Below are 23,226 nucleotides of genomic sequence, written 5' to 3'. Positions count from 1 at the left end.
GGGCCGAGCCGCCAAGCCTCAGTAGGCGTTCTTGGCGAGCAGCAGGTGGGGGACGGTGAGCAGGGCGATCCGCAGGTCCGACATCAGCGACCAGTTGTCGATATAGGCGACATCGGCCTTCACGCGGGCGACCATCTCCTCGACGTCGGTGGTGCCGCCGCGCAGGCCGCTGATCTGGGCCAGGCCCGTCAGGCCCGGTCGGGCCTGGAAGCGCAGGTGATAGGTCGGGATCAGGGCGCCGTAATAGGTGTCGTGCGCCTGGGCGTGAGGACGGGGCCCGATCAGGGACATGTCGCCCCGCAGCACATTGATCAGCTGGGGAAGCTCATCGACGCTGCTGGCGCGGATCAGGCGGCCGATGTTGGTCACGCGATCGTCGCTGCGCTGGGCCTGAACGACCTTGTCGCCGTTCTCCTCGACGCGCATCGAGCGCAGCTTGAAGATCGTGAACGTGCGCCCGTTCAGGCCGCCTCGGGTTTGCCGAAACAGCGCCGGGCCCGGCGATTCCAGTTTGATAAGCAGCGCGGCCAGCAAGAGCACCGGCGCGAAGAAAACCAATAGCAGAGCTGACGCCAAAATGTCGCAAACGCGCTTGATGGGATCCGCCGCCACTGGAGAAATAAATTCCGCAGTGTCGTGTTTCAGCACTTCAGTGTTCGCTCCCCCGTTCACCGCACTGCTCCCCTACTCATCGCGGAACCTCATCCGAGATCGTCACGCAGCTTTTAGCGCAAGGGAATTGCCGCGTCGCCAATAAACCAATCGCTAACCATAGATAATCGTTAAGTTGCCTAAACCTTGTCCGTTAAATGACGTTTAGGGCTGACCCGTTAGTGTTCATGGCAAGGAGACCGCCATGTCCATGATCCCCGCCCAGACGCCTTTCGTCGGTTTGAACGTCGCCCAACCGCGCGTCACGCGCCGTTGGCCGCGCGCCGTTGGCCTTGGCCTGGCGGCTCTGGCCTCCGCGGGTCTGTGGATCTGGCTGATCGCCGCCATTCGCTATTTCATCTGAGAACGCGATCCATCTCTATGCGAAAACGCCCCGCGGTGCTCCGCGGGGCGTTTTCGTTCGGGCCGGTCTCCAGCGCTAGTGCGGTGAGGCCGTGAGGTGAGGCGGCGATCCTGGGATCGCCGCCGTCGACGCCTAGGCCGTCGCCTCAGGCGACCTTCTTCCACTCCAGCGAGCCGGGCGCCTGGCGCTCGATCCAGCGATAGTTCAGGTCGCCCCAAGGGGTGGCCCAGGGGGTCAGGTTGTCCAGGACCCAGTCGCCGGATTCGAAGCGGACCAGCAGGACAGCGTGGCTCTCGCCGCGCGCCGTGACGGCGACCGCCATCGACATGGCCTCGGCCGGGACGCCCGCCGCGAGCAGCCGGCGCCGCTTCTCCAGGGCGTAGTCCTCGCAATCGCCATACATCTTGCCGTCGATCACGCGCGGCAGCGACCAGAACTCCAGCAGGCCGTAGAGGTCGAAGTCATTGGCCTTCTGGACCTCGCGATTGACGTCGCGGTTGAGCGTGTTGACCAGCTTCATCTGCGACTTGTCCAGGAAGGCGGGCTTGGGCGGTTGGCTCGGCGCGGTCGCTTCGGCCGGGGCCACGGGCGCGACAGCTTCCGCCGTCTGGCGGTCCGCGCTCTCCAGCACGCCGGCGGGCATGAAGGTGAGGTCGATGGTCGGGGTGAAGGCCTGCAGCTGTTCGACCTGAAGCAGGGCGGGGCCGCTGTCGGCCGCGTCGACCGCGAACTGGGCGACCGACGGCGCGCCGTCGATGGACGAGGTGGTCAGAAAGCTGGTCGAGGCCGCGAGCGTCATCGCGGGCGCCGCGGCGCCGCTTCCACAGGCGCTTTCGTCCCGTTGGCAAAGATCGACGAAGCCGGGCGGCGGGGCCGCGCTCTCGCCCAAAGGCATGAACGCCAGTCGTTCCGCATGCGCCGCCGTGGTCAGCGAAAGAAAAACCACGGCGCTGCTGCATTTAAGAAGTATGGAGCGGATATTCATGGCCAGTCTCGACAATTAATTCGAGACTAAATTGCTCTTCAGGCCTAAATATCAGCTCAAATAACTTAGTAGTTTAACGGTCAATCAGCATAGTTATTTGGATATTAATATTAATGACAAGTAATTGGGGTGTAAATTGCACCTTTAATGGTGTGGTTTATTTATCGGTAACGAATGGGTTCGCGAGTTGAAGGCGGGGCGCGTTTGGGGCAGGTTGCCCGCGTCAATCCAGCGCCCTCCGGCGCGATGGTCAGGTGATGGTGTTCAGACTTTTTCGACCACGGGCTAAAGCCGCCCGCGCGGTCTCGACGGGCGGCCCGGCCGTCTATGCGATCGGCGACGTTCATGGTCAGCTCGAGCTGCTGGACCAGTTGCTGGAGATCATCGTCCGCGATTTCCACGCCCTGAAGCGCGGCGACCAGCCGGTGCTGGTCTTCGTGGGCGACTATGTCGATCGCGGCCCGATGTCGAAGGGGGTGATCGACCGGCTGATCGAGCTCGGCGCGATGGCGGCGCGCGACGGCTTCCAGGTCCGCACCCTGATGGGCAATCACGAGCAGACGATGCTGTCGTTCCTGGAGAACCCCGAGGCCGGACCGGCCTGGGTCGAGTTCGGCGGCGGCGAGACCCTGACCTCCTACGGCGTCAATAGGCCGGCTTCCCGCGCCGAGCCCGAGGTCTGGCATGAGGTCCAGGTGGCGCTGCAACGGAACCTTCCGTCGGAGCACCTGGCCTTCCTGCGCGGCCTGGAACTCTCGGCGGTCTATGGCGACTATCTGTTCGTCCACGCCGGCGTTCGCCCAGGCGTGCCGCTGGACCGTCAGAATCCGGAAGACTTGATGTGGATCCGGGGTGACTTCCTGTCGCAACCCCACCGCCTGGATTACGTTGTCGTCCATGGGCATACGCCCGACGAAGAGCCGTTCATTGGTCCCTCGCGTATTAATGTCGACACAGGCGCCTATGCGACGGGCGTGTTGACGGCCGTTCGTCTTACGGAAGGTTCACCGGTGATCCTTCAAGCTCGAAAGTCTCACAGAACCTAGGTGTGAGAGCTTGTCGCTGCATTGTCCGCGTGCCATGACGCGTGAACAGGGACGAACGCTTTTTTGAGATGTCATCGATGCCCGTCGTGCGACGCATCCACCTTTCAGCGATGGCCCTGTTGGCTATCGCCGCTGTTACCTTCGGCGCGGCGCCCTCCATCGCCCAGGTCCAGACCGCGCCGCCGGCCGCCGCCGTCGCCCCCGGGTCGCCGCCGGTCGCCGCCGTCGAGCCGGACTATCAACTGGGTTCGGGCGACAAGGTCCGGGTCACGGTCTATGGCGAGACCTCCCTGTCGGGCGAGTTCTTCGTCACGGGCAGCGGAATGGTCTCCCTGCCGCTGATCGGTGAGGTCAAGGCCTCGGGCCTGACCGTTCGACAGTTTCAGGAGGCCGTGCAGAACTCGTTGAGCGACGGCTACCTGAAGGAGCCGCGCGTCAGCGCCGAGGTGCTGAACTTCCGGCCCTACTATATTCTGGGAGAGGTCTCCAAGCCCGGCACCTATCCCTACATTTCGGGACTGACGGTGCTCAACGCCGTCGCCACGGCCGGCGGATTCACCTACCGCGCCGACAAGGGCAAGGTCTTCATCAAGCGCAACGGCGAGTCCGAGGAACGCAAGTATCCGCTGGATCCCAGCACGACCGCCGCGCCGGGCGACACGATCCGTATCGGCGAGCGGTTCTTCTAGCGTCCAGCGCATCGTCCGCGGTCGTCGAGCCGGGGGCGGCCTTTCATGAACCCGGGGGCGTGGTGGTGAAATCAGTTCTGGTCGCCGGCGGCGCGGGCTACGTCGGATCGCATACCTGCCTGCGCCTGGCGCAGGAGGGTTTCCAACCCGTCGTGTTCGACGACCTGTCCAACGGTCACCGCGAGCATGTCCAGTGGGGCCCGCTTGAGGTCGGCGACATCCGCGACGGCGCGCGGCTGGACGCGGTGTTCGCCGCCCACAAGCCGGTCGCCGTCCTGCACTTCGCCGCCAGCATCGAGGTCGGCGAGTCGGTCAAGAACCCCGGCAAGTTCTTCGACAACAATGTCGGCGGGGCTATTTCCCTGATCGAGGCGACGCGCAGGGCGGGCGTGGAGGCGCTGGTCTTCTCCTCGACCTGCGCCACCTTCGGCGATCCGGTGCGCCTGCCGATGGCGGAAGACCATCCTCAGGCCCCGCTCAACCCCTATGGCCGCAGCAAGCTGATGGTCGAGCAGGCCCTGGCCGACTACGCCCGCTATGTCGGCTTCCGCAGCGTGGCCTTGCGCTACTTCAACGCGGCCGGCGCCGATCCCGAAGGCCGTATCGGCGAGTGGCACGAGCCCGAGACCCACGCCATCCCCCTGGCCATCGACGTGGCCCTGGGGCGGCGGGAGCATTTCACGATCTTCGGCGACGACTACGACACCCGCGACGGCACCGCGGTGCGTGACTATGTGCACGTGCTCGACCTGGCCGACGCCCATGTCCTGGCGCTGCGCTACCTGCTGGCCGGCGGCGAGACGGGGAGCTTCAACCTCGGCACGGGCCACGGCACGACGGTTCGTGAACTGATCGAGGGCGTCAAGCGCGTGTCCGGCCGGCCGTTGCCGGTGGTCGAGGCCGCGCGCCGTCAGGGCGACGCCCCGGTGCTGGTCGCCGAGAACGGCTTGGCCAAGCGGGTGCTGGGCTGGTCGCCCAGCCGAGACCTGGACGCCATTCTCGGCAGCGCCTGGCGCTGGCACGCGGCGCGGGCGGGACTGTAAAAAGCCCCGTTCGGCGGCGCGTTTTCCGGCGCAACGCTTTTTTTGCATCTTCCCCGGTATTCATAGGACGAATTCCCTGGGGGACCTGCGCGTGCTGAAGGTTTTGACCTGCCTGACGACAGAGCATGACCTGCGTTTGGTCGTGGTCGCCGGACTGATCTGCTTCGCCGCGTGCTTCACGGCGTTCCGCCTCTATTCGCGCATGCGCGGGGCCAAGGGCGTTGTTCGCGCCGCGTGGCTGCTGCTGACGGGCCTGGTGTCCGGCTCGGGCGTGTGGGCCACCCACTTCATCGCCATGGTCGCCTACAGCCCCGGCCTGAAGACCGGCTACAGCCCCTCCGGCACCCTGCTGTCGCTGATGATCGCGGTGCTGTTCATGGCCGGCGGCTTCGCCGTGGCCTCGGCCCAGCGCACGCGCACCAACGATTTCGCGGGCGGCCTGATCCTCGGCATGGGCATCGCCGCCATGCACTATACCGGCATGTCCGCCTTCGTGACCCAGGGCTTCGTCCAGTGGGAGCAGGCGATGATCGCCCTGTCCGTGCTGGCCGGCGTCATCGGCGCGGCGGGCGCCCTTCAGTTCGCGGGGCGGGCTCGCACCATGCTCGCGCAGGCGGGCGGCGGCGCCGTTCTCGCCGTCGGCGTCTGCGCGCTGCACTTCATCGGCATGGGCGCGATCACCATCGTCCCCGATCCGTCGATCAACGTGCCCGACCAGATGCTGTCGGGCGCGATCCTGACCCTGGCCGTGACCTCGATCACCGGCATGATCATCCTGGGCGGCCTGGGCGCGGTGGCGATCGAGTCCTCGACCAGCCGCTCGGCCCTGGACCGTATCCGCCGCCTGGCCAACGCCGCCTACGAAGGCATCGTCGTGGTCCAGGACGGCCGGATCAACGACGCCAACGCCGCGTTCTGCGAACTGGCCGGCGTCGAGCTGGACGGCCTGCTGCGGACGCCTCTGTCCAACCTGCTGACCTTCGACACCGACGCGCCTACCCGTGAGGGCGTGCGTCGCGAAGGCGTGCTGCAGCCCGCCGACGGCGCACGCGCGATCCCGGTCGAGGTGTTCTCGCGCCTGATGGACGACGGCGCGCGGCAGGAGACCTCGGGCCTGACCGTGCTGGCCGTCCGCGATCTGCGCGAGCGCCGCTCGGCCGAGGAGAAGATCCGCTACCTGGCCGAACACGACGGCCTGACCGGCCTGCCCAACCGCAATTCGCTGCAGGCCAAGCTGGCCGCGGCCCTGGACCGCGTCGAGGCCTCGGGCGAGAGCCTGTCGCTGATCTGCATCGACCTGGACCACTTCAAGGAAGCCAACGACCTGCACGGTCACCTGGCGGGCGACGCCCTGCTGGTCGAGACCGCGCGTCGGTTGCAGGACAGCCTGACCGCGCCGTCGTTCGCCGCCCGTCTCGGCGGCGACGAGTTCATCGTCGTCCAGGTCGCGGCCGGCGACCAGCCCGCCGCCGCCGCCGAGCTGGCGGGCCGACTGCTGGAAACCCTGGCCGTCCCGGCGACCCACGAAGGCCAGGAACTGGCCATGGGCGCCAGCCTGGGCGTGTCGCTGTTCCCCGACGACGGCCGCACCGCCGAGGCCCTGCTGGCCAACGCCGACATGGCGCTCTACCGCGCCAAGGAAAGCGGTCGCGGCGCCTACCGCTTCTTCAAGCGCGAGATGGACGAGTCGATCCGCGAGCGCCGGACCATGGCCCGCGAACTGCGTCAGGCGATCGCCGACGAAGAGCTGATCGTCTACTACCAACCACTGGCCAAGGCGTCCGACGGCGAGGTCTGCGGCTTCGAGGCCCTGGTGCGCTGGAACCATCCGGTGCGCGGCATGGTCCCGCCGCTGGAATTCATTCCGGTCGCCGAGGAGAACGGCCTGATCGCCCAACTGGGCGAATGGGTCCTGCGCCGCGCCTGCGCCGACGCCGTCACCTGGGAGCGTCCGCTGCGCATCGCGGTCAACCTGTCGCCGCTGCAGCTGAACCAGCCCAACCTGCCGACCCTGGTCCACGAGGTGCTGGTGCAGACCGGCCTGTCGCCCAAGCGGCTGGAGCTGGAGATCACCGAAAGCGCCCTGTTCAAGGACTATCAGCGCGCGCTGGACAACCTGCGCCGGCTGAAGGCCCTGGGCGTTCGCATCGCCATGGACGACTTCGGCACCGGCTTCTCGTCGCTGTCGACCCTGCAGTCGTTCCCGTTCGACAAAATCAAGATCGACAAGAGCTTCGTGGAGAACATCCACCGCCACGACCGCGCGACGGTGATCGTCCGCGCCGTGCTGGGCCTGGGCCGCAGCCTGGAGATCCCGTGCGTGGCCGAGGGCGTCGAGACCCAGGAACAGATCGACTTCCTGCGCGGCGAGAACTGCGCCGAGCTACAGGGCTATGCGATCGGCCGGCCGTCGCCCGTCGACGCGCTTGACGCCTGGACCCTGGCCAGCGCGACCTCGGCCTACAAGCCGGCCGCCAAGAAGCCGCGGCGCGGCAAGGCCGCCTAGAGGCCTCTACCGCCGCCGCGACATGCTGCCCATCAGGCCGCGCATGATCTCGCGGCCGGCCTGATTGGCGACGGTGCGGATCAGCGACACGGCGAACGCCTCGGCCATCGACTGGCGGTTGGACGCCCGCGCACGGGGCGCGGCGCGGGTTTCGCGGGCCTCTTCCCGGTCCCTGACCTTTTCCGCCGCGGCCCGCTGGCGTTCGGCCTCGGCCTGGGCGGCGGCCGTGTCCGCCTGCTGCTGGGCCTGGACGGCGCGGCCCTGCAGGGTCTCGTAGGCCGAGGCGCGATCCAGCGTGGTGTCATAGAGGCCGGCGACCGGGCTCTTGGCGATCAGGGCGGCGCGTTCTTCCGGCGTCAGCGGACCCAGGCGCGAGGCCGGCGGACGGATCAGCGTCTTCTGGACGACGCAGGGCGCGCCCTTGACGTCCAGGGTCGAGATCAGCGCTTCGCCGACCCCCAGGGCCTGGATGGTTTCGGCGGTGTCGAAGGCCGGGTTCTCGCGGAACGACTGGGCGGCGGCTTTCAGGCCCTTCTGGTCGGCCGGGGTGTAGGCGCGCAGCGCGTGCTGCACCCGCGCGCCCAGCTGGCCCAGCACGGCGTCGGGAATATCGGCCGGGTTCTGGGTGACGAAATAGATGCCCACGCCCTTGGAGCGGATCAGCCGCACGACCTGCTCGATCTTCTCCAGCAACGGTTTGGGTGCGTCGTTGAACAGCAGGTGGGCCTCGTCGAAGAAGAACACCAGCTTGGGCTGGTCGGGATCGCCCACCTCGGGCAGCTCCTCGAACAGCTCCGACAGCAGCCACAGCAGGAAGGTCGAATAGAGCTTGGGCGACTGGATCAGCTTGTCGGCCGCCAGCAGGTTGACGTAGCCGCGACCGGCGACGTCGGTGCGCATGATGTCGGCCAGCTTCAGGGCCGGCTCGCCGAAGAAGTTTTCGGCCCCCTGGCTCTGCAGGGTCAGCAGCTTGCGCTGGATCGCGCCCACCGTGGCCGGCGAGACGTTGCCGTATTGAGTGCCGATCTCGGCGGCATGGTCGGCGACGTATTTCAGGGCCGCCTGCAGGTCTTTCAGGTCCAGCAGCAGCAGGCCGTCCTGGTCGGCGACGTGGAAGACCACGGTCAGCACGCCTTCCTGGACGTCGTTGAGCTCGAGCAGCCGCGACAGCAGCACGGGGCCCATCTCGGAGATGGTGGTGCGGATCGGGTGGCCCTTCTGGCCGAACAGGTCCCAGAACACCACGGGCGGCGCGGCCGGCGTCAGTGTCAGACCCATGGAGGCGGCGCGGTCCAGCATCTTGGCGTTGGGCGCGCCGATCGCGGCGATGCCCGACAGGTCGCCCTTAACGTCGGCGGCGAACACCGGGACGCCGGCGTCCGAGAAGGCCTGGGCCATGACCTGCAGGGTGACCGTCTTGCCGGTGCCGGTCGCGCCGGCCACCACGCCGTGGCGGTTGGAGCGGTCCAGGCGCTGGGTCACCGGCCCATCGGCCGGTCCTCCCTGGCTGAGCCCGATGAGGATTTCGCCTTCGCCGATCGCCAGGGTCATACGCAACGTCCTTCACATTGAGGGCTTAAGCCTAGCCTCGGCCTTGCGCCGCGCCAATCGCCTCGCGCAATGTGGCGTCAGTCTTATACAGACGCTCGAGAAAGAGATTCCGCCGATGTCCATTTCCCCCTCGATCACCGGTCGCAACGCCCTGGTGTTCCTGGCGGTCGTCGCCGGCGCCGCGGCCCTGTACTGGATGCGCGGCATTCTCACGCCTCTGGCCATGGCGGTCTTCCTGGCCGTGATGATCGACAGCTTCGCCCGCGTGCTGCTCATGCGGGTGCCGCGCTTTCCCAAGGCCCTGGCCCTGCCGGCCGCCATCATCCTGTCGATCGCCATGTTCGCGGCCGCCGTCTGGGTGGTGACCGCGAACGGCGCCAGCTTCGTGGGGCAGATGCGCGACTACGCGCCTCGCCTGAACGAGGTGATCGCCAAGGTCGCCTCGCTGGTCGGCATCAAGGTGGCGCCGACGATCGGCGATCTGATCGACCAGCTCGATCCCAGCAAATACGCCGGGGCGGCCGCCCAGAGCCTGCAGAACTTCGCCTCCAACGCCATCCTGGTGCTGATCTATCTGGGCTTCATCATCGCCTCGCGGCGGGGCTTCAGTCGCAAGATCGTCGCGCTCTATCCGCACCGTGCCGAGCGGGACGGCGCGATGCAGCTGTTCCAGCGCATCCGCAACGGCGTGGAGCAGTACCTGTGGATCCAGACCGTCACCGGACTGATGATCGCCGCCGCCGCCTGGGTGGTGATGATGCTGCTGCGCCTGGACAACGCCCTGTTCTGGGCCTTCCTGATCTTCGTGGCCGCCTATATCCCGATCCTGGGCGGGGCGGTCGGCTGCATCCTGCCGCCGCTGTTCGCCCTGGTGCAGTTCCCCGACAGCTTCTGGCCGGCCCTGATCCTGTTCGGCGCCCTGGAGCTGATCTTCTTCGTGGTGGGCAACGTGATCCTGCCGCGCATGCAGGGCGACACCCTGAACATGGACCCCACCGTCGTGCTGCTGTCCCTGGCCGTCTGGGGCGCCCTGTGGGGCGTCACCGGCATGTTCCTGTCCACGCCGCTGACCGTGGCGGCGATGCTGATCCTGGCCCAGTTCGACGGCACGCGCTGGATCGCCATCCTGCTGTCGGAAGACGGCGACCCCAGTGGCGCGGGCCTGGATCGCAAGCCGCCTGGCGCCCCCGTCAAGGCTCCGCCGGACAAAAAGGCGGGATCCACGCCGTCTTCGCAACAGAAGTCGGCCAAGGGGACTTAAATTCCCAAATGGCCTTCCTATCTAAATCCGGTCGGCAGCCCCCCATGCCGACCCCGCGCGACGCAGACCGATTTTCTGGAGCGTCCGACGCGGAATCGCCCGTCGCCCCCCGGCGGGCCCGCGCCGCCGGTTCCCCCCAACCGGCGGCGCTTCCGTGTCCGGCGACCGGTGGGATCTTCTTGGTAAGATATTCTGCGCTTTTCCCTGGCTACGGTTGAAACCGAGCCTGAAAAGGCTAGGTTGTCGCCAAAAATTCGCGAGGAAATCCCATGGTCGGTGTAAAATTTGACCCCAAGGCGACCGCCGCTCAACCGGACGGTTTGATTTCGACCTTCGGCGCGGCCCTGGGGCAGGAGACGCTGACCGCGCCCCAGGCCCAGTTCGCCGCCCAGGTCCAGGAAGACTGGTCGGCCGAGGAGCTGCCGGGCTTCGCTTCCGACGACATCGCCCACGCCCTGGTCGATTTCTGGCGTTTCGGCGAAGGCGCTTCCGACCCTCTTTCCATACGTGTCCGCTCGGCCGTCCGCGCCGACGGGACCGACCTGAAGAGCGACCTGCTGGAGATCGTCCAGCCTGACCGCCCGTTCCTGGTCGACAGCATCATGGGCGCCATCGCCGAGCAGGGCTTTTCGGTGCGGGCCATGTTCCACCCGGTGATCGACACGCCGACGGGTCGCCGCTCGATGATCCAGGTCTATCTGGCTCCCGTGGGCGAGGACCGCGAGGCCGCCCTGATCAGCGCCGTGCGCGACGCCCTGGCCGACGTCCAGGTCGCGGTCGACGACTTCGACGCCATGAAGGCCCTGATCCATCGCACCATCGAGGAGCTGCGCGCCTCCAAGGCCCCCATCCCCCAGGGCGAGCGCGACGAAGGTCTGGCCTTCCTCGACTGGCTGGAAGGCGACCGCTTCGTGTTCCTGGGCGCCCGGGTCTACGAATATCCCCGCACCCCGGACGGCGGCTACGCGGCCGAGGAGCCGCTGTATCAGCCCGAGGGCAGCCTGGGCGTGCTGCGCGACCAGACCCTGACCGTGCTTCGGCGGGGCAGCGAGCCGGCGATCCTGTCGCCCCAGGTCCGCGACCACCTGCTGCTGGGCGCGCCCCTGGTGGTGGCCAAGTCGAACCTGCGGTCCAAGGTCCATCGCCGCGGTTACATGGACTATGTCGGGGTGCGCCGGTACGGGACCGACGGCAAGCCGTCCGGCGAGGTCCGGTTCGTGGGCCTGTTCACCGCCGAGGCCTATGAGACGCCCGCCCACGAAGTGCCGGTGATCCGGCGCAAGGTCGAGCATGTGCTCAGCCAGGCCGGCAAGGATCCCGAGGGCCACAGCGGCAAGCGGCTGCGCAACATCCTGGAGACCTGGCCGCGCGACGAGCTGTTCCAGATCTCGGAAGACGAACTGCTGTCGATGGCCATGGGGGTGCTGCACCTCTACGACCGGCCGCGCGTGCGGCTGTTCGCCCGGCGCGACCCGTTCGACCGCTTTATCTCGGTGCTGATGTTCGTGCCGCGCGAGCGCTACGACAGCGGCGTGCGCGAGCGGGCCGGCAAGATCCTGGCCGACGCCTATGAAGGCCGGGTCAGCGCCTACTATCCCAGCTTTTCCGACGCGCCCCTGGCCCGAGTGCACTACGTCCTGGGCGTCACGCCCGGCAAGCACGGCGATCCGGACCTGGAGGCGCTGGAAGCCGCCGTCGCCGAGACCGCCCGCACCTGGGAAGACCGCTTCGAGGCCGCCATCCGCGACGGCGGCGCGCCCGGCCGGGTGGCCCAGACCCTGGCCCGGTGGCAGGGCGCCTTCCCGCCCGGCTATCGCGACCAGTACGACGCCGCCGAGGCCCTGGCCGACCTGGCCGTGGTCGACGACCTGTCCGCCGACGAGCAGGTGCGGGTCCGCGCCTTCCGCCACGCCGACGACGACAAGCTGACCTTCCGCTTCAAGCTGTATCGCCCCGGCGCCGCCGCGCCCCTGGCCGACGTGCTGCCGATCCTCGAGCACATGGGGTTGAAGGCCCTGATCGAGGATGGATTCAAGCTGACGCCGGCGGACGGCGCGCATGGCAAGGTCTGGGTCCACGAGTTCACCCTGCGCGACGAGCGTGGCGAGCACCTGTCGTTCGCCGACATCAAGGCCGCCTTCGAGGCCGCCTTCGTCGCCATCTGGACCGGCCGCGCCGAAAGCGACGGCTTCAATCGCCTGGTGCTCGAGCTCGGCGTCGGCTGGCGCGAGGCCGCCCTGGTCCGCGCCCTGGCCCGTTATCGCCAGCAGACCGGCCTGGATCCCAGCCAGGGCGTGCAGGAGCAGGCGCTGTCGGACAACCCCGGCGTCACCCGCCTGATCCTCGACCTGTTCCGCATCAAGTTCGATCCAGCGGTGCACGCCGACCTGGCCGCGCGCCGGGAGCAGGCCAAGGCCGTCGAAGCCAGCATCAACGAGGCCCTGCAAGCGGTCGAGAGCCTGGACGCCGACCGCGTCCTGCGCCGCATCGCCGCCCTGATCGGGGCCATCCAGCGGACCAACTTCTTCCAGGTCGGTCCCGACGGCGAGCCCAAGCCCTACATCAGCTACAAGATCGCCTCGCGCGAGCTGGAGGACCTGCCGGCCCCCAAGCCCTATCGCGAGATCTATGTCTCGGCCCCCCAGGTCGAGGGCGTGCACCTGCGCTTCGGCCCGGTGGCCCGGGGCGGGCTGCGCTGGAGCGACCGCCGCGACGACTTCCGCACCGAGGTGCTGGGCCTGGTGAAGGCCCAGCAGGTCAAGAACGCGGTGATCGTGCCGGTCGGCTCCAAGGGCGGCTTCTATCCGAAGAACCTGCCGCGCGGCGGCGACCGCGACGCCATCCAGGCCGAGGCGATCCGCGCCTACAAGACCTTCCTGTCGGGCCTGCTGGACATCACCGACAATATCGACGCCGACAACAGGATCGTCCCGCCGGCCGGGGTCATCGTCCATGACGGCGAGGACCCCTATCTGGTGGTCGCCGCCGACAAGGGCACGGCCACCTTCTCGGACATCGCCAACGGCGTGGCCGAGGACTACGGCTTCTGGCTGGGCGACGCCTTCGCGTCGGGCGGGTCGGTCGGCTACGACCACAAGGTCATGGGCATCACCGCCCGCGGGGCTTGGGAAGCGGTCAAGCGCCACTTCCGCGAGCTGGGCAAGGACATCCAGGCCGAGCCCTTCACCGTGGTCGGCGTGGGCGACATGAGCGGCGACGTGTTCGGCAACGGCATGCTGCTGTCCAAGCAGACCAAGCTGCTGGCCGCCTTCGACCATCGCCATATCTTCCTGGACCCGGATCCCGATCCCGCCGCGTCGTGGGCCGAGCGCGACCGGATGTTCAAGCTGCCGCGCTCGTCTTGGGACGACTACGACAAGAGCCTGATCTCCAAAGGCGGCGGGGTGTTCGCCCGGTCGCTGAAGACCATCCCGCTGTCGCCGGAAGTCCGGGCGTTGTTCGAGATCAAGACCGAGACGGTGACCCCGGCCGAGCTTCTGACCGCGATCCTCAAGTCGAAGGCCGACCTGCTCTATCTCGGCGGCATCGGCACCTATGTGAAGGCCAAGGGAGAGAGCCAGGCCGAGGCGGGCGACAAGGCCAACGACGCCATCCGCGTCAACGGCGCCGACCTGCGGGTCAAGGTGGTGGGCGAGGGGGCGAACCTGGGCCTGACCCAGGCGGGCCGGATCGAGTTCGCGCAAATGGGCGCGGGAGGTGCGGGCGGCCACATCAACACCGACGCCATCGACAACTCGGCCGGGGTCGACAGCTCCGACCACGAGGTCAACATCAAGATCCTGACCGGGATCCTGGAGCGGTCGCGGAAGCTGACTCGCGAGGCGCGCAACGAACTTCTGCCGACCATGACCGACGATGTCGCCAGCCACGTGCTGGCCGACAACTACGACCAGACCCTGGCCCTGTCGCTGATGGAGAGCGACGCGGTGTCGGAGGTCGAGTCCCACGCCCAGTTCATGGCGGCGTTGGAAGCCAAGGGACGGCTGGACCGCAAGGTCGAGGGTCTGCCCGAAAGCGCCGCCTTGGCCGACCGCGCCCAGGCCGGCAAGGGCCTGACCCGACCGGAACTGGCCGTGTTGCTGGCCTACGGCAAGATCGACCTGTTCGACGACATCGTCGCCTCGCAGGCGCCGGACGATCCGTGGTTCGAGGCGACGCTGGAGGGCTACTTCCCGCCGGCCCTCGGCAAATACGCCGACGCCATGCAGCAGCACCGGCTGAAGCGCGAGATCATCGCCACGGTGCTCGACAACCAGATGATCAACATGTGCGGCCCGACCTTTCCGAGCCGCCTGCGGGCCGCCGCCGGTTGCGACACCACGGCCCTGGTCATCGCCTTCGCCGCCGCCCGTGAGATCCTGGGCGTCGACGCCCTGTGGGACCAGGTTTCGGCCCTGGACGGCAAGGCTTCGGCCGGCGGCCAGCTGGCGCTGTACAAGGCCCTGGCCTACGCCCTTCGCAGCCTGACCTTCTGGCTGGCTCGGCGCGCGTTCAAGGACAAGTCGACCGTCGGGCAGCTGGTCGAGGCCTATGGGCCTTCGGTCAAGGCGCTGTCGGCCCTGGGGACCGTGATCCTCTCGCCGTTCGAGCAGAAGGTCGCGGCCAAGCGCGCCAAGGCCTATGTCGCCGACGGCGCGCCCGAGGCCCTGGCCCTGGCCGTGGCGGCCCTGCAGCCGGTGACCACGGCCGCCGACCTGGTCGACCTGGGCAACGCCTCCAGCTGGTCGGTCGAGAACGTGGCCCGCCTCTATCACCAGGTCGGCGCGGCGTTCGGCTTCGACCGGCTGCGCTCGGCGGCTGGTTCGTTCGTCGGCGGCGACGCCTTCGAGCGCCTGGCCGTCCGCCGTCTGATCGAGGACATGCTCAGCGAGCAGACCGCGATCACCCAGACGGTGCTGAAGTTCGCCGCCAACGCCCAGGCCGGCGACGACGAGGCCTCGGCCAAGGCGGCGGTCAATTCGTGGGCCGCCCTGCGCACCGACGGCGTCCGCGCCGCCAAGCGCACGGTCGAGGACATCGAACAGGCCGGCGGCGGCTGGACCTTCGCCAAGCTGACCATCGCCAACGCGGCTCTGCGGGGGTTGGCGAGCGCCGCCTAGACCCTGATCGGGGACACGCACATGTGCGTGTCCCCAGCCGGAGAAGCTTCGTTTATAAGCGACGCTTCAGTTGGGGGCGCTTATGGACAAGGGTGATCGGCAGCGGGGCGCGTGGGCGCTCTACGAGTGGGCCCAGCAGCCCTATTGGGCGTTGATCGCCACCTTCATCTTCACCCCCTATTTCGCGGCCGGCTTCGTCGGCGACGCGGCGCGGGGACAGACCCTGCTGGGCTATGCCGGCGCGGTCTCGGGCCTGCTGATCGCCGTCTTCAGCCCGCTGGTCGGGGCCAGCGTCGACGCGCGGCGCAATCCCCGCATCTGGCTGGTCGGCCTGGCCGTGCCGTTCGTCCTGGCCAGCGGGGCCCTCTGGCTGGCGACCCCCGGCGACGCCGGCCGCATCCTGCCGATCCTGATCTGCCTGGTGGTGGCCGGGGTTTCGGCCGAGCTCAGCGGGTCGGTGATGAACGCCTTGCTGCCCCTGGTGGCCAAGCCGGGTCAGGTGGGGCGGCTGTCCGGCTCGGCCTGGGCCCTGGCCTATGTCGGGGCGCTGATCAGCCTGTTCGTCGTGCTGCTGTGCTTCTCGCTGCCCGACGTGCCGATGCTGGGTCTGTCGAAGGCTCTGCACGAGCCCGACCGCATCGTCGGGCCGCTGGTGGCCGTCTGGTTCCTGCTCTTCTCCTGGCCGCTGATGGTGATGGCGCCCCAGCCGCCCAAGATCGCCGGCCAGAAGCCGCTGGCCGAGCTGTGGAGCACCATCCGTTCGCTGCGGCGCAAGCCGTGGATGCTGCGTTTCCTGATCGGCCGGATGCTGCTGGGCGACGGCATTTCCAGCTTCATCGCCTTCGGCGGCGTGCTGGCCGCCGGCCTGTTCGGCTGGACCACGACCCAGCTTGGCCTCTACGCCATCGCCCTGTCGGTCGCCGCGGGGATCGGCACCTTCATCGGCGGCCGGGTGGACCAGAAGCTGGGCTCGAAGGCCACGGTGCTGATCGCCGCCGGCGTGGTGCTGTTCGGCGCGTTCGGGGTCGGGCTGGTGGGCCGCGACAGCCTGGCCTTCGTGATCAAGGTCGCTCCGCCGGTCGCGGGCGGGCCCCTGTTCGCCAGCCTGCCCGAGCGGGTGTTCCTGGGCTTCGCCCTGTTCGTGGGCCTGACCTTTGGACCCGCCCAAGCGTCCTTGCGCGCCTGGATGGCCGAGCTGGCCCCGGCCGGCGAGAGCGGGCGGTGGTTCGGACTCTACGCTCTGTCGGGCAAGGCCACGGCCTTCATGGCGCCGCTGGTCATCGCGGTCGGCACCCGGCTGGTCGGCGACCAGCGCATCGCCGTCGCGGTCTCGGCCCTGTTCCTGGCCACCGGCGCCGTGATCCTGGCCCGCGTGCCGCGCCAGGGGCCAGACGCGGCCTAACCCAGGGTTGTCGAGCGGGCCAAGTCGGTACAGGATCGCCGCCGATTGGTGTCGGGGGCGTACATGGTCAAGGATCGTATTGTTCTGCTGGACTCGCTGCGGGGTCTGGCGGTGCTGGGCATCCTGCTGTGCAACATCCCGATCGCGGCCCAGCCGCACTCGGTGGCCACTAGCCTGACCCTGTGGCCGTTGGGCATGGCGCCCGCTTCGGTGGCCGTCTGGTGGGTCACCCAGGTGTTCTTCCAGCAGAAGTTCTATTCGATGTTCGCCATGCTGTTCGGCGCCTCGATCCTGTTGGTCGGCGGCGAAGGCGGGGACAACGACAAGCGGAAGATCCTGATCCTGCGCCTGGTCAGCCTGCTGGCGATCGGCCTGTTCCATGGCCTGGTCATCTGGCAGGGCGATGTGCTCAACGACTATGCGCTGGTTGGTCTGCTGGCGATGTGGGCCCGCTCGTGGCCGGCCAAGCGCCTGCTGCAGGCGGGGATCGGCCTGCACCTGGGGCTTTCCGCCTGGGGCGCCTGGAAGCTGCTGCAGCACGCGGCCCAGGGCGGCGGCGACCCGCCGCCGGCCGAGATGGCCAAGTTCCTGGCGGGGGTCCAGGCCGACAGCGTCCAGTACGCCGGAAGCTTCACCCAGTCCTTCGCCCAGAACGCCAAGGACTACTGGGCCTTCGTGTTCGACGCCTTCACCCAATGGCCCCAGACGTGGCCGATGCTGGTGCTGTCGCTGATGCTGATCGGCATGGGCCTGTACAAGCTGGGCGTTCTGAGCGGCAAGGCGTCGACCGGGGTGTATCAGGGCCTGATCGGCGCGGGCCTGGGCGTTCTGGCGATCGTCGGCCTGGCCGAGACGGCCTACATGATGCTGCCCAGCCACCCCTGGGCGCCGCGCGCCTTGGCTCGCTGGCTGCAGAGCGCCACCGCCCCCGTCGCTAGCCTGGGCTACGTGGGCCTGATGGTGATGGCGGCGCGGGCCAGGGTCTGGAAGGCGATCCCGTTGGTCCTGGCCCCGGTGGGGCAGATGGCCTTCACCAACTACCTCACCCAGTCGATCCTGATGACGACGCTGCTGTACGGCGGCCGGGGTCCAGGGCTGTTCGGCAAGGTGGACCGGCCGTTCCTGGCGGCCGCCGTGGTGGTGATCTGGCTGCTGCAGATCCTGTGGTCGCGCTGGTGGATGGCGCGCTTCACCATGGGCCCGCTGGAGTGGCTGTGGCGGTTGGCCTATCGCGGGCCGATGCCTCTGCGCCGCGCGCCCGAGACGTCGCCGGCCGCCGCCTGATCAGCTGGGCGGCCTGGAGTTCAGGAAGGTGTCGAGCGCCGTGTTGATCACCGACACGGTCACCGCGTCGCGCAGGCGCTGGGCCTCGGCCTGGCTGATCCCGGCGGCGGTGTAGCCGGCGATCTCGGTGAGGTCGGTCTCGCCCTGCACCAGGTTCTTGAACTCAGCCTCGCTGAGCTGTCCGGCGGCCAGCTGGCCCGTCCAGAGCTGCAGGTTGGCCCGCGCCTTGTCGAGCGCGGCCTGGGCCATGGCCTTCACCTCGGCGGAATAGCCTTCGAAGCTGTCCTTGCCGAGCACCGTGAGATTGGCCCGCGCGGCGGCCAGGAAATCGTCGAACTGGCTCATGCGCCGCCCTCCACCATCGCGCCACAGGAGGTGGCCCGTCCCTTGTTGGCCTCCAGGCAGAGGATGTAGTCGAAGGCCCGTCCGATCTGGACCTTCTTCTGGTCGCGGAAGGCCGGGCTCAGCGTACCCTGGCTCTGCCACAGCGCGATGGTTCCGCCGTAGAGCGCGCGGCTCGGATCGCGCAGCACCGACCATTGCCGGGCCGAGAAGGTGTTCAGCGGGTCGGCGGCGGCCGCGCTGGCCGCGGCGTCGATCCGGGCCGTCAGGGCGGAGACCTCGGCGGCGTGAGCGGCGTAGGGATCGCCGGACACGTCCAGCAGCGACAGGGTCTGGGCCTTGAGGCTGGCGGCGTTGACCTGGGCGGCGGGATTGGGCGGCGGGGCCACGGGCGCGCAGGCGACGGGCGCCAGGGCCGGCAGCAAAAGGGTCAGGACGAGCGCGGCTCGCGCTATCGGCGCCAGCGTCATGGAAGGCCTCCCGGTGGATGGGAAGAGCCTGACATACAATCGGGCAAGCCACAATCTTGGCGGGAATAATGCGCGCTTTGGATGAGCTCAGAGCGATCGCGCGACGTTCAGTGCCTTGGCGAAATAGGTCTGGGTCTGGCTGAAGAGGTCAGGACGATACTTGGCGCGCGGGTCGTTGGCGCGATCGTCGTCGAAGGCGTGGGTGGCGTCCGGATAGAAGGCCGTGTCCACCGTCAGGCCGTCGCGCCTCAACCGGTCCAGCGCGTTGCGCGGATATTTCCAGCCGACCACCTGGTCCTTGCCGCCGACGACCGAGAACACCTTGGGTCCCGCCCATCCCTGGACGCCCCAGCCCCGGCTGGAGGTCAGGGACGGATAGGCCGCGTACGGATAGACCAGCAGGGCGCCCTTGACGCGGGTGCGCAGCTTCAGCGGATCGGCGTCGGCGATCCCGGTGGCGCGGGCGGCGTTCACGCCGATCGCATAGCCGTCCATGATCGACCAGCCGCCATGGCTCCAGCCGGCCAGGAAAACGCGCTGGGAGTCCGCCCAGGGCTGGCTTTCCAGCCAGGACAGCATGGCGAAGATGTCGCCCGAGCGCTTGAGGCCCTGCAGTGTCATGCCGGTGCAGACGAACAGCTTGCCGTCCATCGTCGACATGCCGCGCGGCTTGAAGCTGTCGACCACCACGGCCGCCCAACCCGCCTGGACGGCCACCTGGGCGTAGGTCTCCAGGAAGGGCGTCTTGCCGCCGCAGCCGTGCAGGATCAGCGCCACGGGGAAGGGGCCGGGTCCCGAAGGCTTGAAGACCTTCGAGGCGTTGGCGACCTTGGCTCCCCAGTCAGCGCTGAGCATCGGCTTACGGCCTCAGATTTCCTGGTTGTACTTGCCGACCCGGTCGCCCAGGCGCGGCTTCACTTCCTGGCGGAACAGGGCGCGCATGTCGTCGGCCGATTGGGTGCTTTCGACCACCACGACGATCTCGGGCTTGTTGGACGAGGCGCGGACCAGCACCCACGAGCCGTCCTCCAGGTGCACCCGCACGCCGTTGACGGTGATCACCTCGGTGATCTTGCGGCCCAGGATCGAACCGCCGGCGGCGAACAGGCCCTGGTATTCCTTCACCACGTCGTCGACGACGCCGTACTTCACTTCGTCGCCGCAGTGCGGGCTCATGGTCAGCGAGGTGAAGGCCACGGGCAGGGCCTTGCGCATGTCCGACAGCTTCACGCCCGGATTGCGGTCCAGCATGGCCAGGATGGCGGCCGCCGCGGTCAGGCCGCAGTCGTAGCCGTAGCCCAGGTCGCCGTTCATGAAGAAGTGGCCGCTCTTCTCGAAGCCGGCCAGGGCGCCCAGCTCGGCGCTCTTGCGCTTGATGTAGCTGTGGCCGGTCTTCCAGTAGATCACCTTGCAGCCGTGGGCGGCCAGGATCGGGTCGGTGGCGTAGAGGCCGGTCGACTTGACGTCGACCACGAAGGTCGCGCCGGGGTTCAGCGGGGCCAGGTCGCGAGCCAGCATCAGGCCGATCTTGTCGGCGAAGATCTCCTCGCCCTCGTCGTCGACCACGCCGCAGCGGTCGCCGTCGCCGTCGAAGCCGAAGGCGAGGTCCGCGCCGTGCTCACGGACGGCCGCGGCCATCGAGTGCAGCATCTCCACGTCTTCCGGGTTCGGATTGTACTTGGGGAAGGTGTAGTCGAGCTCGACATCCATGCCGACCACGTCGGAGACCCCCATGCGCTGCAGGGCGTCGACGGCGAAGGCGCCGGCCGTGCCGTTGCCGCAAGCTGCGATCACCTTGAGCGGGCGGGTGATCTGGGCGCGCTTGGCGACGTCGGCGATAAAGCGTTCAGCCTCCCCCTCGACCCGGATCAGCTTGCCGCCGTCGCGTTCGACGAACTCGCCGCCCAGCACGATGGCCTTCAGGCGGCCCATCTCGTCGGGACCGAAGGTCAGGGGCTTCTGGGCGCCCATCTTCACGCCGGTCCAGCCGTTCTCGTTGTGGCTGGCGGTGACCATGGCCACGCAGGGGATGTCCAGGTCGAACTGGGCGAAATAGGCGGTGGGCGACAGGGCCAGGCCGATGTCGTGCACCTCGCAGCCGGCGCTGATCAGGCCCAGGATCAGGGCGTTCTTGATCGAGCTGGAATAGGAGCGGAAGTCGTGGCCGACCACGATCTTCGACAGCCCCAGTTCCTGGATGTAGGTGCCCAGGCCCAGGCCCAGGGCCTGGACGCCCAGCAGGTTGATGTCGGGCCCGAACAGCCAGCGCGCGTCATATTCCCGGAAGCCCGTGGCCTTGACCAAGGGTTCGTTTTCGTAGGCGGCGGTATTGGGAACGAGATCGGCGCGGGGCTTGGAGAACATCTGAACTCGCTTCAAGGATTTGCGCGCCAGCACTAGCTAACGGAGCCTGCGTCGGCTAGCGCATTCGTATGACACCGTCATATGCGCCGGCGGATCGACACGAATTGGGCAGGCCGTGCCCATCACGGCCTCGCCGTGATGGGTCGCAAGATCTTGGACGACGGGCCGCCCGGCGGGCAATTAGTGTCGGAACACCCGCACGCCGGTGAAGGCCATCGCCAGGCCCAGCTTGTCGGCCGCCTCGATCACCTCGGGGTCGCGCATCGAGCCGCCCGGCTGGATGATCGCCGTCGCCCCGGCTTCCGCGGCCTGGATCAGGCCGTCGGCGAACGGGAAGAAGGCTTCGGAGGCGCAGGCGCAGCCCTTGAGGTCCAGGCCGAAATCGGCGGCGCGCAGGGCCGCGATCCGGGCCGAGTCCTTGCGGTTCATCTGGCCGGCCCCGACGCCCAGGGTCTGGCCGGCGCGGGCGTAGACGATGGCGTTGGACTTGACGTGCTTGCCGACGGTGAAGGCGAACAGCATGTCGCGCACTTCCTCGTCCGTGGGCTGACGTTTGGTGACGATCTTCAGGTCCGAGGCCTTGATGCGGGCGTCGTCGCGGGACTGCACCAGGAAGCCGCCGGCCACCGACTTGAAGGTGTCGCCCGTCGACAGGGCGTCGGGCAGGCCGCCGGTCACCAGCAGGCGCAGGTTCTTCTTGGCGGCGAACACCGCGATGGCGTCGTCGTCGGCTTCCGGGGCGATCACCACCTCGGTGAAGATCTCGACCATCTGCAGCGCCGCCTCGCGGGTCAGGCGGGTGTTGACCGCGACGATGCCGCCAAACGCGCTGGTCGGGTCGCAGGCCAGGGCGCGCTCATAGGCTTCGCGTTGCGAGCCGCCCACGGCCACGCCGCAGGGATTGGCGTGCTTGATGATCGCCACGGCCGGACCGGCCGAAGGATCGAACTCGGCGATCAGCTCGAAGGCCGCGTCGGTGTCGTTGATGTTATTGTAGCTGAGTTCCTTGCCCTGCAGTTGGGTGGCGGTGGCCACGCCGGTGCGCGGGTTCGGGAAGGCGTAGAAGGCCGCCTTCTGGTGCGGGTTCTCGCCGTAGCGCATCACTTGACGCAGTTCGCCGGCGATCGACTTGCGGGCCGGGAAGTCCTGGCCCAGCTGGGCGGCGAACCAGGTCGAGATCGCCGCGTCATAGGCCGCCGTGCGGGCATAGGCGCGGGCCGCCAGGGTCTGGCGCAGGGCCAGGGTCGTGCCGCCGGCCTTCAGGGCTTCCAGCACCTCGGCCAGGTCCGACGGATCGGTGCAGACGGCGACATAGCCGTGGTTCTTGGCCGCCGAGCGGATCATGGCAGGCCCGCCGATGTCGATGTTCTCGACGCACTCGGCGTAGGACCCGCCCTTCGCGACCGTGGCCTCGAACGGATAGAGGTTCACGTACAGGATATCGATGGCGCCGATGCCGTGGTCGGCCATGGCCTTGGCGTGCTCGGGCGCGTCGCGAACGCCCAGCAGGCCGCCGTGCACGATCGGGTGCAGGGTCTTGACCCGGCCGTCCATCATCTCGGGGAACTGGGTCAGGTCCGAGACGTCCTTGACCGGGATGCCGGCCGCCGCGATCGCCGCCTTGGTGCCGCCGGTCGAGACCAGCTCGACCCCGGCCGCGTGCAGGATCTGGGCGGCCTCGACCAGGCCGGTCTTGTCGGAGACCGACAGCAGGGCGCGCTTGGGGGCGACGAGGTCGGGGGCGGACGGATAGTCGGGGGCGGCGGGCACGGCGGACTCCAGGTCTGGTGGAAGACGGTTTCGAGGAGCCCAGGCGCGCGGCGATGTGGTCCGCGCTCCCCGATGGTTCCCCATCACTAGCGCCAGTTACGCGAACGGCGCGGAAAATACGGGGGCGGGGGGAGGAGTCAATTGCGGTCGCGTCGGGCGCGGCGATCACTTGCCCCCTACGGACCGCTTCGCGGTCCTCTTCCCCCACAGGGGGAAGAGGATGCCGTGCGCGCGTCCTCCGCCCCCTATGGGGGCGGACAGGCGGCGAAGCCGCCAGGTGGGGGCAAGTATTGGCGGGCACGGCGCTGCAAGCTCACGCCTTCGGCTGTGAGAGGGAATGGAAAGGGTCGCGGAGCGCCGGACGACGTCCGGAGATCT

17 protein-coding genes and 1 riboswitch are annotated in these 23,226 nt (G+C 68.3%); of the genes, 9 read left to right on the top strand and 8 right to left on the bottom strand.

Annotation, left to right across the window (positions count from 1 at the left end):
- Window positions 1-18: 18 nt before the first annotated feature.
- A complete protein-coding gene (locus AC1DMQ_RS24925; RefSeq protein ID WP_477036226.1) occupies window positions 19-612 on the bottom strand; it encodes a sugar transferase in 594 nt (197 codons plus the stop codon).
- A 250-nt stretch (window positions 613-862) separates the two neighbouring features.
- On the opposite strand from AC1DMQ_RS24925, the gene AC1DMQ_RS24920 reads away from it, so the two are divergent.
- Window positions 863-1,015 carry a hypothetical protein gene (locus AC1DMQ_RS24920; RefSeq protein WP_477036225.1) on the top strand — a complete coding sequence of 51 codons (153 nt, stop codon included), beginning with the start codon at window positions 863-865 and terminating at the stop codon, window positions 1,013-1,015.
- A 145-nt stretch (window positions 1,016-1,160) separates the two neighbouring features.
- Here AC1DMQ_RS24920 and AC1DMQ_RS24915 read toward each other — a convergent pair whose 3' ends face one another.
- Complete coding sequence (locus tag AC1DMQ_RS24915) at window positions 1,161-1,814, bottom strand: transglutaminase-like cysteine peptidase (RefSeq protein WP_477036224.1); 654 nt, start codon at window positions 1,812-1,814, stop codon at window positions 1,161-1,163.
- Window positions 1,815-2,257: 443 nt separating this feature from the next.
- Between AC1DMQ_RS24915 and AC1DMQ_RS24910 the strand changes: the two genes are divergently transcribed.
- The 4 genes from AC1DMQ_RS24910 to AC1DMQ_RS24895 all read left to right on the top strand — a co-directional run bounded on the left by AC1DMQ_RS24910 (window position 2,258) and on the right by AC1DMQ_RS24895 (window position 7,284).
- Complete coding sequence (locus AC1DMQ_RS24910; protein ID WP_477036223.1) at window positions 2,258-3,046, top strand: metallophosphoesterase family protein; 789 nt, start codon at window positions 2,258-2,260, stop codon at window positions 3,044-3,046.
- A 77-nt stretch (window positions 3,047-3,123) separates the two neighbouring features.
- Window positions 3,124-3,735 carry a polysaccharide biosynthesis/export family protein gene (locus AC1DMQ_RS24905; protein ID WP_477036222.1) on the top strand — a complete coding sequence of 204 codons (612 nt, stop codon included), beginning with the start codon at window positions 3,124-3,126 and terminating at the stop codon, window positions 3,733-3,735.
- Window positions 3,736-3,800: 65 nt separating this feature from the next.
- Window positions 3,801-4,778 carry a UDP-glucose 4-epimerase GalE gene (galE, locus tag AC1DMQ_RS24900; RefSeq protein ID WP_477036221.1) on the top strand — a complete coding sequence of 326 codons (978 nt, stop codon included), beginning with the start codon at window positions 3,801-3,803 and terminating at the stop codon, window positions 4,776-4,778.
- Between the two features lie 91 nt (window positions 4,779-4,869).
- Complete coding sequence (locus tag AC1DMQ_RS24895; protein ID WP_477036220.1) at window positions 4,870-7,284, top strand: EAL domain-containing protein; 2,415 nt, start codon at window positions 4,870-4,872, stop codon at window positions 7,282-7,284.
- A gap of 6 nt (window positions 7,285-7,290) precedes the next feature.
- Here AC1DMQ_RS24895 and AC1DMQ_RS24890 read toward each other — a convergent pair whose 3' ends face one another.
- Window positions 7,291-8,835, bottom strand: a complete 1,545-nt coding sequence (locus AC1DMQ_RS24890; protein WP_477036219.1) for a helicase HerA-like C-terminal domain-containing protein — start codon at window positions 8,833-8,835, stop codon at window positions 7,291-7,293.
- Window positions 8,836-8,950: 115 nt separating this feature from the next.
- Between AC1DMQ_RS24890 and AC1DMQ_RS24885 the strand changes: the two genes are divergently transcribed.
- The 4 genes from AC1DMQ_RS24885 to AC1DMQ_RS24870 all read left to right on the top strand — a co-directional run bounded on the left by AC1DMQ_RS24885 (window position 8,951) and on the right by AC1DMQ_RS24870 (window position 17,902).
- Window positions 8,951-10,096: an AI-2E family transporter gene (locus AC1DMQ_RS24885; RefSeq protein WP_477036218.1), complete on the top strand. Its 1,146-nt coding sequence runs from the start codon at window positions 8,951-8,953 to the stop codon at window positions 10,094-10,096.
- A gap of 269 nt (window positions 10,097-10,365) precedes the next feature.
- Complete coding sequence (locus AC1DMQ_RS24880; RefSeq protein ID WP_477036217.1) at window positions 10,366-15,216, top strand: NAD-glutamate dehydrogenase; 4,851 nt, start codon at window positions 10,366-10,368, stop codon at window positions 15,214-15,216.
- Between the two features lie 82 nt (window positions 15,217-15,298).
- Window positions 15,299-16,618, top strand: coding sequence for an MFS transporter (locus tag AC1DMQ_RS24875; protein ID WP_477036216.1), 1,320 nt, complete (start codon window positions 15,299-15,301; stop codon window positions 16,616-16,618).
- A gap of 63 nt (window positions 16,619-16,681) precedes the next feature.
- Window positions 16,682-17,902, top strand: coding sequence for a DUF418 domain-containing protein (locus AC1DMQ_RS24870; protein ID WP_477036215.1), 1,221 nt, complete (start codon window positions 16,682-16,684; stop codon window positions 17,900-17,902).
- On the opposite strand, the gene AC1DMQ_RS24865 is transcribed toward AC1DMQ_RS24870, so the two are convergent.
- The 5 genes from AC1DMQ_RS24865 to purH form a co-directional block, all read right to left on the bottom strand.
- The gene (locus AC1DMQ_RS24865) at window positions 17,903-18,247 is read right to left on the bottom strand and encodes a hypothetical protein (protein ID WP_477036214.1); all 345 of its coding nucleotides are present in this window, start codon (window positions 18,245-18,247) and stop codon (window positions 17,903-17,905) included.
- Window positions 18,244-18,714, bottom strand: a complete 471-nt coding sequence (locus AC1DMQ_RS24860; protein WP_477036213.1) for a hypothetical protein — start codon at window positions 18,712-18,714, stop codon at window positions 18,244-18,246. The genes AC1DMQ_RS24865 and AC1DMQ_RS24860 overlap by 4 nt, the downstream gene beginning before the upstream one ends.
- An 87-nt stretch (window positions 18,715-18,801) precedes the next feature.
- Window positions 18,802-19,569, bottom strand: coding sequence for a dienelactone hydrolase family protein (locus AC1DMQ_RS24855; RefSeq protein WP_477036212.1), 768 nt, complete (start codon window positions 19,567-19,569; stop codon window positions 18,802-18,804).
- 12 nt (window positions 19,570-19,581) lie between these two features.
- A complete protein-coding gene (locus AC1DMQ_RS24850) occupies window positions 19,582-21,078 on the bottom strand; it encodes a phosphomannomutase/phosphoglucomutase (protein WP_477036211.1) in 1,497 nt (498 codons plus the stop codon).
- Window positions 21,079-21,258: 180 nt separating this feature from the next.
- The gene (gene purH, locus AC1DMQ_RS24845) at window positions 21,259-22,848 is read right to left on the bottom strand and encodes a bifunctional phosphoribosylaminoimidazolecarboxamide formyltransferase/IMP cyclohydrolase (protein ID WP_477036210.1); all 1,590 of its coding nucleotides are present in this window, start codon (window positions 22,846-22,848) and stop codon (window positions 21,259-21,261) included.
- Window positions 22,849-22,878: 30 nt separating this feature from the next.
- Window positions 22,879-22,958, bottom strand: a riboswitch (ZMP/ZTP riboswitch).
- Window positions 22,959-23,226 lie beyond the last annotated feature (268 nt).

Source organism: Caulobacter sp. 05L422 (assembly GCF_056397765.1).
Note: the sequence above shows the minus strand (reverse complement) of the source record. Positions and strands in the feature narration are given on the sequence as shown.